Source organism: Sphingomonas phyllosphaerae, assembly GCF_036946485.1.
In the GTDB taxonomy this organism is placed as follows: Bacteria; Pseudomonadota; Alphaproteobacteria; order Sphingomonadales; family Sphingomonadaceae; genus Sphingomonas; species Sphingomonas phyllosphaerae_E.
The window spans coordinates 374,623-388,345 of record NZ_JAQIJA010000005.1 but is presented as its reverse complement, the minus strand read 5'-3'; the positions used below and the strand labels follow the sequence as shown (position 1 = coordinate 388,345).

Genomic DNA, 13,723 nt, shown 5'->3' with positions numbered 1-13,723 from the left:
CCGGGGAACGGCTTACGAAGGATATGCTCCGCACTTTCGCAGAGGTCTCGCCTGCGCGGGAATGACGGGGGCGGGAGCAAGTAATCCGGTCATCCCGGACTTGATCCGGGATCCCGCTTCTTACTCCGCGCGCGAGGAAGAAGCGGGGCCCCGGATCAAGTCCGGGGCGACGGGGGGTGTGGTCCTGGCGACGGTGGGGGGCGCCTTACAGGCACGCCTCCAGATAGGCCTGGTCGAAGCCGAACTGCTTGGCCTTGTCGATCGTGTACGGTCGCAGCCCCATCGAGCGGTATTCGCCGATGATTTTCCCGTCGGCGCTCTCGTCGAGATATTCGAACTTGAACAATTCCTGCGTGACGATCACCGGGCCTTCCATCCCGATCACTTCGGTGACGTTGGTGACGCGGCGGCTGCCGTCGCGCAGGCGCTTGACCTGGATGATCATGTCGACGCTGTCGGCGATCTGGCGGCTGATCGCTTCCTTGGGCACCTTGATGTCCGACATCATCACCATGTTCTCCATGCGCGCCAGCGCCTCGCGCGGGGAGTTGGAGTGGAGCGTGCACATCGAGCCGTCGTGACCGGTGTTCATCGCCGCCAGCATGTCGAAACACTCGGCGCCACGGATTTCGCCGAGGATGATGCGGTCCGGGCGCATACGCAGCGCGTTCTTGACGAGGTCGCGGATGCTGATCTCGCCCTGACCCTCGAGGTTGGCGGGACGGGTTTCGAGCGGGAGCCAGTGCGGCTGCTGCAGGCGCAGCTCGGCGGCGTCCTCGATCGTCAGCACGCGCTCGCCGGGGTCGATCATCTTCGACAAGGCGTTGAGCATCGTCGTCTTGCCCGAGCCGGTGCCGCCCGAGATGACGATGTTGAACCGCGACGCGCCCGCGACCTTCAGCGCGGTCGCCATCTTCGTGCTCATGCTGCCGAAGCCGGCCATCATGTCGAGCGTGATCGGCTTGGCGGAGAATTTGCGGATTGAGATCGCGGTGCCGCGCAGCGAAAGCGGCGGCACGATCACGTTGACGCGGCTGCCGTCCTTCAGGCGCGCGTCGGCAAGCGGCGTGGTCTGGTCGACGCGGCGGCCGACCGAGTTGCAGATGCGCTGCGCGATCTGGAACAGATGCTCCTCGTCGCGGAACTGGATCTGCGCCATCTCCAGCTTGCCCTTGCGCTCGACGAAGGTCTGGTCGGGGCCGTTGACCATGATGTCGCTGATCTCGGCGTCGGCGAGCAATTCCTCGAGCGGCCCGAGTCCGAGCAATTCGTCGACCAGCACCTTTTCGAGCGCGAATTGCTCGCGGCGATTGAGCGTCAGCTTCAGCTCGGCGAGCACCTCGCCGATGATCGGGCGGAATTCTTCGGCCAGCTCGTCCTTGCCGAGCGTCGCGGCTGCCTCCGGGTCGACGCGTTCCAGCAGGCGCGGCAGCACCTGCTCCTTGATCTTGTGGATCGACGCCTCGAAGCCTTCCATGCGGCTCGCCCCGGACTCGCCGGTCGCGTTCTGGCGATCCGACAGGCGCTGCATCGCGTCGATCTGGCCCGGCGGGGTCAGCGGATCGAGTGCGGCCAGCGCGTCGAGCGGAGCGGCGGTCTCCACCGGCTGATCGTCGCGCGGGTTGGCGCCGGGCTGGACGTGCATCGGGCGGGCGACGCCGAACCCGCCGCGCAGCCCTGCGCCATTGCCGCCGGTACCCATGCCGCCGTTGCGGCGTCCGAACGCGTTCATCGACCCTGATCGTCCTCGAAGTGGCTCGAGGACGACCGCTACCGCGCAAGCCTTTCGATTTGGCTAACCAATCGGTGTCGCATTCTGGTGGAGCAGGGTGCGGAACGCGGTGCGGCGCAGCGCCCGGGGCAGCGAACCGTCCACCGGCACCGCTGCCGCTTGAGCAATCAGCGCTTCCGCGTGCGTCCGCCATGCCCGGGCACCGGGCAGCAGCGTCGCGGCGGGAAAGGCGGCGTGGAGTTCGTCCCTGTCCTCATCGAAGGCGAACCGGCACCAGCCGCGCGCGGTGGCGGCGAGCAACAACGGGCCGAGCGGGGTGACGAGGCGCATCCAGTGGAGCGTCTCGCCCGCGCCGCCCACTGCCGCGGCCTGCGGCGTCATCCCCAACCGCGCGGCATCGGCGTAGAAGCGACTCGGCGCAGCATAGCCGGCCGCATAGATGGCGTCGGTCACGCCAGCGGCGTCGCGCAGCGCCGCCAGCACGCGGTCGGCCCGACAGGTGCGGGCATAAGCGGCAGGGGTGATGCCGGTCAGCCGGTGGAAGAGGCGATGGAAGTGATGCGGGGCGTAGCCGACCGCCGCCGCCAGCGCGGTCAGCGGGGGTGGCGCGTCACCGGCGAGCAGCGTCGCGGCGGCGATCACCGCCTGTCGGTCGCGGGCGACCGAATCGGGCAGGCACCGCCGGCAAGCGCGATAGCCGGCCGCGCGCGCCGCCGCGGCATCGGACAGGAAGGTGACGTTTTCGCGGCGCGGGCGGCGTGCGGCGCAGCTCGGCTTGCAATAGATATGCGTGCTGTGCACCGCGACCACGAAGCGCCCGTCGAAAGCGCGATCGCGGCGGGTGAAGGCATCCCAGGCGGTGTCGGGATCGATCGTCGCGCTCATGCCGCCGGGTCTACGCCGGTCGCGCGCGTGTCGCATCCCGAGACTTGCGCTCAAAGCTCCCGCGTCGGCATCACGACGGTTTCACTCCGGTTGCATCGCGGTTCCCCCTTTGCTACGCGCGCCGTACCCAAGCGAGGCGCACCCGATGTGCGCTATCCGTTCGCATGGGTGGGCACCCTTGGGTCATGACGAGGAAAGTGGATCGCGTGGAGAGTTCCAGCGGTAATCAGGGCAGCAGCATCCAGGCCGGCCTCGGCGGCCGGTATGCGAGCGCGCTGTTCGATCTGGCGGTGGAGGCCCGTGCGGTCGATCGCGTCGAACAAAGCCTGACGGCGGTGCGCGAGGCGCTGGCCGCGTCGGGCGACTTCAAGACGCTGACGGCCTCGCCGGTCATCGCGCGCGGTGAGGCGGTCAAGGCAGTGCTCGCTGCCGCCGACCAGCTCGGGCTCGATGCCACGACGCGCAGCTTCCTCGGCGTGCTCGCCGAGAACCGCCGGCTGGGCGCGCTGCCGCAGATCATCCGGGCGTATCGCACGCTGGCGGCGCGGCATCGTGGCGAAACCACCGCCGAAGTCACCAGCGCGCACCCGCTGACTCCCGAGCAGGTCGACGAGCTGAAGCAGCAGCTGCGCCGCCGCGTCGGTCGCGAGGTGTCGGTCGACCTGGCGGTCGACCCGCAAATCCTGGGCGGCCTGGTCGTCCGCATCGGTTCCCAGATGATCGATTCGTCGATCCGCACCCGTTTGAATGCGCTTGCCAGCGCGATGAAAGGCTGAGTTGATGGACATTCGCGCCGCAGAAATCTCCCGCGTCATCAAGGACCAGATCGCCAACTTCGGCACCGAGGCGCAGGTCTCGGAAACCGGGCAGGTGCTCAGCGTCGGTGACGGCATCGCGCGTATCTACGGGCTCGACAACGTCCAGGCGGGCGAGATGGTCGAGTTCGCCAATGGCGTGCAGGGCATGGCGCTCAACCTCGAGGCCGATAACGTCGGCGTCGTGATCTTCGGCTCGGACGCCGAGATCCGCGAGGGCGACACCGTCAAGCGCACCGGCACGATCGTGGACGTGCCGGTCGGCAAGGGGCTGCTCGGCCGCGTGGTCGACGGGCTCGGCAATCCGATCGACGGCAAGGGCCCGATCGCGTCGGAGCAGCGCAGCCGCGTAGAGGTCAAGGCGCCGGGCATCATCCCGCGCAAGTCGGTGCACGAGCCGGTGCAGACCGGGCTGAAGGCGATCGACGCGCTGGTGCCGGTCGGCCGCGGCCAGCGCGAGCTGATCATCGGCGACCGCCAGACCGGCAAGTCGGCGATCGCGATCGACACCTTCATCAACCAGAAGCAGGCCAACGCCGGCACCGACGAATCGAAGAAGCTGTACTGCGTCTATGTCGCGGTCGGCCAGAAGCGGTCGACCGTCGCGCAGCTGGTCCGCACGCTCGAAGAGAATGGCGCGATGGAATATTCCATAGTCGTCGCCGCGACCGCCTCGGACCCCGCGCCGCTGCAGTTCCTCGCGCCCTACACGGGCACCGCGATGGGCGAGTATTTCCGTGATAACGGGATGCACGCCGTGATCGTGTTCGACGATCTGTCGAAGCAGGCGGTCGCCTATCGCCAGATGTCGCTGCTGCTGCGCCGCCCGCCGGGCCGCGAAGCCTATCCAGGCGACGTCTTCTATCTCCACTCGCGCCTGCTGGAGCGCGCGGCCAAGATGAACGAGGCGAACGGCTCGGGCTCGCTGACCGCGCTGCCGATCATCGAGACACAGGCCGGCGACGTGTCGGCGTACATCCCGACCAACGTGATCTCGATCACCGACGGCCAGATCTTCCTCGAAACCGACCTGTTCTTCGCGGGCATCCGCCCGGCGATCAACGTCGGCCTGTCGGTCAGCCGCGTCGGCGGCGCCGCGCAGACCAAGGCGATGAAGAAGGTGTCGGGCTCGATCAAGCTGGAGCTGGCGCAGTACCGCGAGATGGCGGCGTTCGCGCAGTTCGGCTCGGACCTCGACGCCTCGACGCAGAAGCTGCTCAACCGCGGCGCGCGGCTGACCGAGCTGCTCAAGCAGCCGCAGTTCAGCCCGATGCCGTTCGAGGAGCAAACCGTCTCGATCTACGCGGGCACCAACGGCTTCATCGACAATGTGCCGGTCGCCGACGTCAACCGCTACGAAGCGGCGATGCTCAGCTACATGCGCGCCGACCACCCGCAAGTGCTGGCCGCGATCCGCGACAGCCGCGAGCTGGGCAAGGACACCGAGGCCAAGCTGAAGGAAGCGCTCGGGCAGTTCGCGAAGACGTTCGCGTAAGAGGCATTTAGCCCTCTCCCCGCCGGGGAGAGGGTTGGGTGAGGGGCAGGTGTCTCACCGAGACCGCCCTCTCTGCGAGGCTCCGGCCCCTCACCCCGGCCCTCTCCCCGGCGGGGAGCGGGAGAAGAAGGACCCAAATGGCAAGTTTGAAGGCCCTCAAGATCCGCATCGGCTCGGTGAAGTCGACGCAGAAGATCACCAAGGCGATGAAGATGGTCGCCGCCGCCAAGCTGCGCCGCGCGCAGGAGGCGGCGATCGCGGGGCGTCCGTATGCCGAGCGGCTGGAGGGCGTCGTCGCCAGCCTCGCGCGGACGGTCGGCGTCGGCGCGTCGCCGCTGCTGGCGGGCACCGGCAAGGATCAGGTGCATCTGCTGGTCGTCGCGACCTCGGAGCGCGGTCTGGCGGGTGCGTTCAACACCAACATCGTGCGTGCCGCGCGCCGCAAGGCCGAGGAGTTGGAGGCTGCGGGCAAGACCGTGCGCTTCTACATCGCCGGCAAGAAGGGGCGCGTGATGAAGCGCTTCTACCCGACCGGGATCGTCGCCGACCATGACCTGTCGGAGATGAAGACCGCGAGCTTCGACGCCGCCAAGGAGATCGCCGACGATCTGATCGCGCGCTTCAAGGCCGGCGAGTTCGACGTCGCGCACCTGTTCTACGCGCGCTTCCAGTCGGCGCTGGTGCAGGAGCCGATCGGCGCGCAGATCATCCCGGTCGCGGTTCCGCAAGTCAAGGACGCGAAGGCGTCGGACGCGACGGTGGAATATGAGCCGAGCGAGGAAGCGATCCTCGACGATCTGCTGCCGCGCAACGTCGCGATCCAGATCTTCCGCGCGCTGCTGGAAAATGCCGCCTCGGAGCAGGGCAGCCGCATGACCGCGATGGACAATGCGACCCGCAACGCCGGCGACATGATCAAGCGGCTGAGCATCCAGTACAACCGCGCGCGTCAGGCGGCGATCACGACCGAGCTGGTCGAGATCATCTCGGGCGCTGAGGCACTGTAAGTCACGTCAACGTCTCTCTCCAAGAGAGGCGCACTATGTTAAGCAGATACAAACCCCCCGGCTACGCAGGGGCGACGAAGAGGTAAGACAATGGCCACCGTCCTAGAGGATCGCCCGACTCACCTTACGGGCCAGACCAACAACACCGGCCGCATCAGCCAGGTGATCGGCGCGGTGGTCGACGTGCATTTCGACCAGCAGCTGCCGGCGATCCTGTCGGCGCTGGAAACCGAGAACAACGGCGTCCGGCTGGTGCTCGAGGTCGCGCAGCACCTCGGCGAGAACACCGTCCGCACGATCGCGATGGACTCGACCGAGGGGCTGACCCGCGGCCAGACCGTCACTGACACCGGCGCGCAGATCCTGATGCCGGTCGGCCCGGCGACGCTCGGCCGCATCATGAACGTCGTCGGCGAGCCGATCGACGAGCGCGGCCCGATCGCCACCGACCTGCGCGCGCCGATCCACGCCAAGGCGCCGGACTTCGTCGACCAGTCGACCGAGAGCGCCATTCTGGTCACCGGGATCAAGGTCATCGACCTGCTCGCGCCCTATGCGAAGGGCGGCAAGATCGGCCTGTTCGGCGGCGCGGGCGTCGGCAAGACCGTGCTGATCCAGGAGCTGATCAACAACATCGCGAAGGGCCATGGCGGCACCTCGGTGTTCGCGGGGGTCGGCGAGCGGACCCGCGAGGGCAACGACCTGTACCACGAGTTCCTCGACGCGGGCGTCATCGCCAAGGATGCCGAGGGCAATGCGGTCAGCGAGGGTTCGAAGGTGGCGCTGGTCTATGGCCAGATGAACGAGCCGCCGGGCGCGCGTGCGCGCGTGGCGCTGTCGGGCCTCGCGATCGCGGAATATTTCCGCGATCAGGAAGGGCAGGACGTGCTGTTCTTCGTCGACAACATCTTCCGCTTTACGCAGGCGGGCGCGGAAGTGTCGGCGCTGCTGGGTCGTATTCCGTCGGCGGTGGGCTATCAGCCGACGCTGTCGACCGACATGGGTGCGCTGCAGGAGCGGATCACCTCGACCAACAAGGGCTCGATCACTTCGGTTCAGGCCGTCTACGTCCCCGCGGACGATCTGACCGACCCGGCGCCGGCGACCTCGTTCGCGCACCTTGACGCAACGACCGTGCTCAACCGCGCGATCTCGGAGCTGGGCATCTATCCGGCGGTCGATCCGCTCGATTCGACCAGCCGCGTGCTGGAGCCGCGCACCGTCGGGCAGGATCACTATGAGACGGCGCGTGCGGTGCAGGCGACGCTGCAGAAGTACAAGTCGCTGCAGGACATCATCGCGATCCTCGGGATGGACGAGCTGTCCGAAGAGGACAAGCTGACCGTCAGCCGCGCGCGCAAGATCCAGCGCTTCCTCAGCCAGCCGTTCCACGTCGCCGAGGTGTTCACCAACATCCCCGGCAAGTTCGTCCAGCTCGAGGACACGATCCGCAGCTTCAAGGCGGTGGTGAACGGCGAATACGATCACCTGCCGGAAGCGGCCTTCTACATGGTCGGCGGGATCGACGAGGCGATCGCCAAGGCCGAGAAGATGGCCAAGGAGGCGTAAGGCTTCGTTCTGGCCCTCTCCCCGTTGGGGAGTTCGGGGGTCGGTCATGCCCCGGCATGACCTAAACATTACGGGGTAATGTTTACCCCCGAACTGGTTGGGTGAGGGGCGGCCACGCGCGAAGGCGCTAGTTGTTTGGTCACCCTCCCTCACTGCCCCTCACCCCGGCCCTCTCCCCGGAGGGGAGAGGGAGTTTAAGGTCAAGATCATGCTGCATTTCGAACTCGTTACGCCGGCACGCCTGCTCATCTCCGAGGACGTTCACATGGTGACCGTGCCCGGCACCGACGGCGACTTCGCGGTGCTGGAGGGCCATGCGCCGTTCATGTCGACGATCCGCGACGGCGAGGTGCTGGTGCAGAAGATCGCCGGTGGCCAGCCGGAGACGATCGCGATCCGCGGTGGCTTCGCCGAGGTGAATGCGCGCGGGCTGACCGTGTTGGCCGAGCACGCGGGCTGAGCTTCTAACGATCGGCCAGTCGCTGCCCCGGACGTGACCCGGGGGTTGGTCGGCGGACCAAAGCCACTATCGTCATTGCGAGCGTAGCGCGGCAATCCAGCGCGTCCTGATGCGACCCTGGATTGCTTCGCTACGCTCGCAATGACGTTTGGATAAGCCGGTGTCCGGCCGAACAGCGGGGCAAGGAGAAGAAGCGGGATCCCGGATCAAGTCCGGGATGACGCGGGATTGCCGGGTCGCGGACTGGCGCCGTCCCGCTATTTCTCCTCCTCGCCGTCGTCCTCGTCCTTCTTGCTGTCCATCGCCGCCGCGATCGTATCGATCGCCGTGGTGTCCTTGCTCTCGATGGCGGTCAGCACGACACCCGCCAGCGTCGCCGCGCCGCCGCCGTGCGGGTCGTAAGCGACGCGGCGCAGCGCCGGTACCGCCGCGTCATATTCCTTCTTGCGGACGTGCATCGCCGCGACCTGCATCGCCAGCCCGCTGTCGAACGGCGCGAGCATGAACGCATAATCGAGCCCCTTCTCGGCATTGGGGCTCATCGGCCCGCCCGCCGTGCGCAGCGCCTGATAATGCGCGACCAGCGGCCACGGATCTTCGCCGTCGAGGTGGTTGGCAGTGATGAACCATTGCCGCACCGCCTTCCAGCGCGCCGGGTCGGTGACATGCTCCTTCTCCGCCAGCGCGACCTGCGCCATGCCGCGGTAGATCAGGCCCTCGCGCAGGTTCGGCTTGGCGACGAGCGCACGCGCCGCAGCGGCATCGGCGGCCGCATAGGCGCCGGCATCATATTCGGCTTCGGCAAGCGCGACCTGCACCGCCGGATCGTTCGGGAAGTCCGCCGCGATCTTCCGCGCGGCCACGGCGACAGCGGGCGCGGTCTTGGGATTCACCCCGCGCGTCGAGCGGAGCACGACCGGCATGATCGCTTCCTCGCCCGGCGTCAGTGTGCGCGTCGTTACCGGGTCGATCGGCAGCGTCTCGACCTTCATGCCCAGCATCGGCAGCGTCTGACGCGCGTAATTGTTGAGCGCGCGATCGAGCTTGCGTGGATCGCCGAGCAACGCCGCCGCCGTCTTGGGGTCGCCGCCTTTCTCCAGCGCCTTGAGATAGGCGGCCAATTGTGGGCGACGCTCGGCATTGAGCAACATATAATGCGTCAGCAGCCACGCGCGGCCATAGAAGACCTGTCGCTGGTCCGGATCCAGCCGCTTGTCGCCGGGCGCCATCGTCAGCAGATCGCGCATCGGCACAAGGCTGTCGTCGATCAGGCCATAAGCGCGATAGAGCGGCGGCGCGCCGATCAGCAGCCGCTCGGGCTCGAACACCATCGTGGCGTTGAACTCGGCAAAGCCTTCGACGAACCACGCCGGAAACGGCTGATCCCCCCACGACGAGAACATGAAATGGTGCGCATATTCGTGGAGCAGCACCGCCTGCGGGGTCAGCGCGAGCTTGCCGGTGTCGTTGGTCTTGCGCGGCACGAACGCCACCGGGCCGGACAGCCGCGGCATATAGACGCCGGCGGCGTTGCGGTTGCCGAGCAGCTTTTGCAGGGTCGCGACATCCTTGACGACGAAGACCCGCACGCGCTGCGACGGGCTGAACGCCGGGTCCGCCATGCCGCGCATCACGCGCATCGCCTTGTCGAACCGCTCGAGGCGCGTGGCGAACTCGGTGACCTTGTCGGGTTCATCGTCGGAGTAGACGACGAAGTGGCGCGACGATGCCTGTTGCCACGTCGCCGCGGCGGGCGTCGCCAGTCCCAAGGCCAGCGCCGTCGCTGCCCACCATCTACGCATCACCCGCCCCCGTTCCTCTTCCCATGCCCAGACTAGGAGAAGCGCGGCGGCGGTCAAGCGACCGGAATCAAGCGTCGTGGAATTGCAGGCTGGCGAGCCGCGCATAGAGCCCGCCCGCGCCGATCAGCGTCGCATGGCTGCCCTCCTCGACGATCCGGCCGCCGTCCATGACGACGATCCGCGAGGCGGCGCGGACGGTGGCGAGGCGGTGCGCGATGACGATCGTGGTGCGCGACGCCATCAACCGTTCGAGCGCGTCCTGCACCAGACGCTCGCTTTCGGCATCGAGCGCGCTGGTCGCCTCGTCGAGCAACAGGATCGGTGCGTCGCGGAGCAGCGCGCGTGCGATCGCGACGCGCTGCCGCTGCCCGCCCGACAGTCGCGCACCGCCTTCGCCAAGGAACGTGTCGAGCCCCTCGGGGAGCGCGCGCAGGAAGTCGGCGGCGTTGGCGGCCTCGGCCGCGGCCCACACCTGCGCGTCATCGGCGTCCCAGCGGCCGTAGCGCAGATTGTCGCGCGCGCTGGTGCCGAAGATCACCGTCTCCTGCGGGACCATCGCGATCCGCGCGCGAACCTCGGCCGGGTCGGCGCGGGTGAGGTCGACGCCGTCGACCAGCACCTCGCCGCGCGCCGGCTGATAGAAATGCTGGAGCAGCTGGAACAGCGTCGACTTGCCCGCGCCGGACGGGCCGACCACCGCCAGCGTCTCGCCGGGGGCGACCTCCAGCGTGAAGTCGTGGAGCGCGGCAACGTCGGGGCGGCTGGGGTAGCGGAACTCGACGTGGTGGAACGCGACGCGGCCCTGCGGCGGGTTCGGCAGCGCGACCGGCTGCGCGGGCGGGGCGATCTCGGGGCGTTCGGCGAGCAATTCGCTCAGCCGGCCCGCCGCGCCCGCGCCGCGCAGCAGATCGCCATAGACTTCGGTCAGCGCGCCGAACGCGCCGGCGACGATCCCGCCGGTGAGCACGAAGGCGGCGATCGCGCCGCCCGACAGCCGCCCGGCGGCGACGTCGTCGGCGCCTTCCCACAACACGAGCGTGATCGCGCCGAAGATCAATCCGATGACGATCGCGGTCATGATCGCGCGCAGCGCCACCCGCTTGCGCGCCGCCGCCATTGTCGCCTCGACCGCGTCGGTGAAGCGCGCGCTCTCGCGCGCCTCCTGTCCGAACGCCTGGACGATCTTCATCGCACCCAGCGTCTCGACGACGATCGAGCCGACATCGGCGATCCGGTCCTGCGAGGTACGCGACAGATTGCGGACGCGCCGCCCGAGCAGCGCGATCGGCGCGATGATCAGCGGGATGCCGGCGAGCAGCATCGCCGCGAGCTTGGGCGAGATCGCGAACAGGTAGATCAGCCCGCCGATCGCGGTGAACGAATTGCGCAGCGCGATCGACACCGTGCTGCCGACCACTGTCTCGATCTGCCCGGTGTCGGCGGTGAGCCGCGAGGCGATCTCCGATGGGCGATTGCTCTCATAGAAGGACGGGCTGAGCGTCATCAGGTGCCGCTGTACTTCGGTGCGGATGTCGGCGACGACCCGCTCGCCCAGCCAGGCGACGAAATAGAAGCGAACCGCGGTGCCGATCGCGAGCACCACGACGATCATCAGCATATAGTGGAAGGACGAGGCGACCGACTCCGCCGACGCGCCATTCCCGGCAAATCCGCGATCGATGACGCGCTTGAAGCTGTACGGGATCGCGATCGTCGCGCCCGAGGTGACCGCCAGCGCGCTAAACGCCGCGGTAATCTGGAGCGGGTATTTGCGGGCGTGTCGGAAGACCATCGCCAGATTGCCGAGGCGGCGGGAAGGAGCGACGTCGGAAGCGCTGGCCATGGCAGGCGGCCTAGCAGCGCGTGCCGATCCGCTCAACGTATCGTGAGAGGGTAGAGAACCGGGACCAAATCCGACTGCAATCGTTGCAGTCGCGTTGCGACGGGCCAAGTTGCTATAGGCGCCGCACCGGCGGAGCCGGGGAAGGAAGACGCGAATGTTGTACGACGCCTATGAATTCCAGCGCTCATGGCTGGCCTCGGCCAGCGCGATGGCGACGGTGGGGGCTAACTGGCTGAACAACCCGTCCAATCCGTTCGCCTATCTGGGCGGCGGTCCGGTGATGGCATCGGCGCTGGAGGTGTTCGCTCACGCCTCGGCATCGCGCGGCAAGCCGGCGTTCGGATTCGAGAAGACGATCGTCGATGGCCGTGAGGTCGCGGTGGTCGAGGAAATCGTGCTGCAACGCCCGTTCGGGCAGCTCAAGCGCTTCCGCCGGGAGGGCGTCGAGGGCGGACCGCGGCTGCTGATCGCCGCGCCGATGTCGGGGCACTTCGCGACCTTGCTGCGGGGTACGGTCGAGCGGATGCTGCCGGTCGCCGACGTCTACATCACCGACTGGCGCGACGCGAAGCTGGTGCCGACGCGCGAGGGGCGCTTCGATCTCGACGACTATATCGATTATCTGATCGCGTTCCTCGAAGCGATCGGGCCGGATCAGGACGGCGCGGCGGACGGGCCGCACGGCGCGCACATGCTGGCGGTGTGCCAGCCGTCGGTGCCGTGCCTCGCCGCGACCGCGCTGATGAGCGCCGACCGCAACCCGTGCCGCCCGCGCACGCTGACGATGATGGGCGGCCCGATCGACACGCGCGAGGCGCCGACCGCGGTCAACACGCTCGCGACCGAGCGGCCGTTCGCGTGGTTCGAGCAGAACGTCATCGCGACGGTGCCGATGCTGTATCCGGGCGCGGGGCGGAAGGTCTATCCGGGCTTCCTGCAACTGTCCGGGTTCATGACCATGAACCTGGGCAATCACATGATGAGCCATTACGAGCTGTTCAAGCATCTCGTCACCGGCGACGACGACAGCGCCGAGGCGACCAAGCGCTTCTACGACGAATATCGCTCGGTCTGCGACATGACCGCGGAATTCTATCTCCAGACGATCGACACCGTCTTCCAGTCGCACAGCCTGCCGAAGGGCGAGATGCAGCACCGCGGGCGGCGCGTCGATACCGGCGCGATCACCGACGTCGGGCTGCTGGCGATCGAGGGCGAGCGCGACGATATCAGCGGGCTGGGGCAGACCAAGGCGGCGCTGACGATCGCTACCGCGCTGCCGGCCAAGAAGAAGCGCTATTACATGGCCGAGGGGGTCGGCCATTACGGGATCTTCAACGGCTCGAAATGGCGCAACCGCATCGCGCCGGTGGTCGAGGAATGGATCGCGGCGAATAGCTGATGTGAAACGGGCCGGTCGCTGGTGACGACCGGCCCTGTTTTCTAAACAGTCACCCCTGCGCAGGCAGGGGTCCATGTCTGTCTAGTCTGTCACCTCCGTTAGACACAGGAACGTCGCTTCTTGTGTCAAACGCCTGCAAAGGACTCCACAGACATGGGCCCCTGCCTGCGCAGGGGCGACGGTCAGGCCGGGCTGTTCTCGGCGGTCGTCTCGAGCTTGGCGTGGCTGCCTTCCTCGCCGGCCTTGATCGTGCCCCCGAACAGCATCTTCACACGCCCCGACAGCGATATGTCCGTCTCCCACAGCTCCGCGGAGTCGATGTCGACTCGCAGCAGCGCGAGGTTCGGATCGTTGCGGCCTTCCGGGAACCACGCCTCGGCCTGCTTATTCCAGAGCTTGTCGATCTGCGCCTGATCGTTGTCGATCCGCGCGGTGCCGTCGAGGCAGGCGAAGAAGTCATGCCCCTTCGAAACATATTGCGCCATCACGCGACCGCCGTCGGCGAGCCGGTTGGTCTTGCCGATAAAGAAGAACAAAGTGTCGACCTGATCCTCGTCGAGCTGCGCGGTCAGCGGTTCGTGGTGGGCGTGGCCGTCGGCCGGGCCGACCATCACGAACGGGCTGTCGGCCATCTTCTCCCAGAGATCCTGCTTCAGCTTCTTCGGATCGGTGTTGGCGTCGGCCATATCGCATCTCCTGTTCGGGTTCGACGG

The 13,723-nt window shown here is 67.5% G+C and carries 11 protein-coding genes; 6 read left to right on the top strand and 5 right to left on the bottom strand.

Features of this window, described 5'->3' with window-relative positions; genetic code table 11:
- Window positions 1–205 precede the first annotated feature (205 nt).
- Both PGN16_RS10415 and PGN16_RS10410 read right to left on the bottom strand, forming a co-directional pair.
- The gene (locus PGN16_RS10415) at window positions 206–1,732 is read right to left on the bottom strand and encodes a CpaF family protein (protein WP_335309327.1); all 1,527 of its coding nucleotides are present in this window, start codon (window positions 1,730–1,732) and stop codon (window positions 206–208) included.
- A gap of 63 nt (window positions 1,733–1,795) precedes the next feature.
- Window positions 1,796–2,617 (bottom strand): Ada metal-binding domain-containing protein, encoded by an 822-nt coding sequence (locus tag PGN16_RS10410; RefSeq protein ID WP_335309326.1) that lies wholly within the window; start codon window positions 2,615–2,617, stop codon window positions 1,796–1,798.
- A gap of 206 nt (window positions 2,618–2,823) precedes the next feature.
- Between PGN16_RS10410 and PGN16_RS10405 the strand changes: the two genes are divergently transcribed.
- The 5 genes from PGN16_RS10405 (at window position 2,824) to PGN16_RS10385 (ending at window position 7,963) form a co-directional block, all read left to right on the top strand.
- Complete coding sequence (locus PGN16_RS10405; RefSeq protein ID WP_443019620.1) at window positions 2,824–3,393, top strand: F0F1 ATP synthase subunit delta; 570 nt, start codon at window positions 2,824–2,826, stop codon at window positions 3,391–3,393.
- A 4-nt stretch (window positions 3,394–3,397) separates the two neighbouring features.
- Complete coding sequence (gene atpA, locus PGN16_RS10400) at window positions 3,398–4,927, top strand: F0F1 ATP synthase subunit alpha (protein WP_335309324.1); 1,530 nt, start codon at window positions 3,398–3,400, stop codon at window positions 4,925–4,927.
- 137 nt (window positions 4,928–5,064) lie between these two features.
- Entirely contained in the window at window positions 5,065–5,934 is an 870-nt protein-coding gene (locus tag PGN16_RS10395) for a F0F1 ATP synthase subunit gamma (protein ID WP_335309323.1), read from the top strand.
- 90 nt (window positions 5,935–6,024) lie between these two features.
- Window positions 6,025–7,503: a F0F1 ATP synthase subunit beta gene (gene atpD / locus PGN16_RS10390; RefSeq protein WP_335309322.1), complete on the top strand. Its 1,479-nt coding sequence runs from the start codon at window positions 6,025–6,027 to the stop codon at window positions 7,501–7,503.
- A gap of 205 nt (window positions 7,504–7,708) precedes the next feature.
- A complete protein-coding gene (locus PGN16_RS10385; RefSeq protein ID WP_335310320.1) occupies window positions 7,709–7,963 on the top strand; it encodes an ATP synthase F1 subunit epsilon in 255 nt (84 codons plus the stop codon).
- Between the two features lie 257 nt (window positions 7,964–8,220).
- Here PGN16_RS10385 and PGN16_RS10380 read toward each other — a convergent pair whose 3' ends face one another.
- Both PGN16_RS10380 and PGN16_RS10375 read right to left on the bottom strand, forming a co-directional pair.
- Window positions 8,221–9,765 carry a hypothetical protein gene (locus tag PGN16_RS10380; RefSeq protein ID WP_335309321.1) on the bottom strand — a complete coding sequence of 515 codons (1,545 nt, stop codon included), beginning with the start codon at window positions 9,763–9,765 and terminating at the stop codon, window positions 8,221–8,223.
- 67 nt (window positions 9,766–9,832) lie between these two features.
- Entirely contained in the window at window positions 9,833–11,608 is a 1,776-nt protein-coding gene (locus PGN16_RS10375) for an ABC transporter transmembrane domain-containing protein (RefSeq protein ID WP_335309320.1), read from the bottom strand.
- A 154-nt stretch (window positions 11,609–11,762) separates the two neighbouring features.
- Here PGN16_RS10375 and PGN16_RS10370 point away from each other — a divergent pair, with 154 nt between their 5' ends.
- A complete protein-coding gene (locus PGN16_RS10370; protein WP_335309319.1) occupies window positions 11,763–13,010 on the top strand; it encodes a polyhydroxyalkanoate depolymerase in 1,248 nt (415 codons plus the stop codon).
- Between the two features lie 182 nt (window positions 13,011–13,192).
- Here the strand turns inward: PGN16_RS10370 and PGN16_RS10365 are convergent, their stop codons facing one another.
- The gene (locus PGN16_RS10365; protein WP_335309318.1) at window positions 13,193–13,696 is read right to left on the bottom strand and encodes a pyridoxamine 5'-phosphate oxidase family protein; all 504 of its coding nucleotides are present in this window, start codon (window positions 13,694–13,696) and stop codon (window positions 13,193–13,195) included.
- Window positions 13,697–13,723 lie beyond the last annotated feature (27 nt).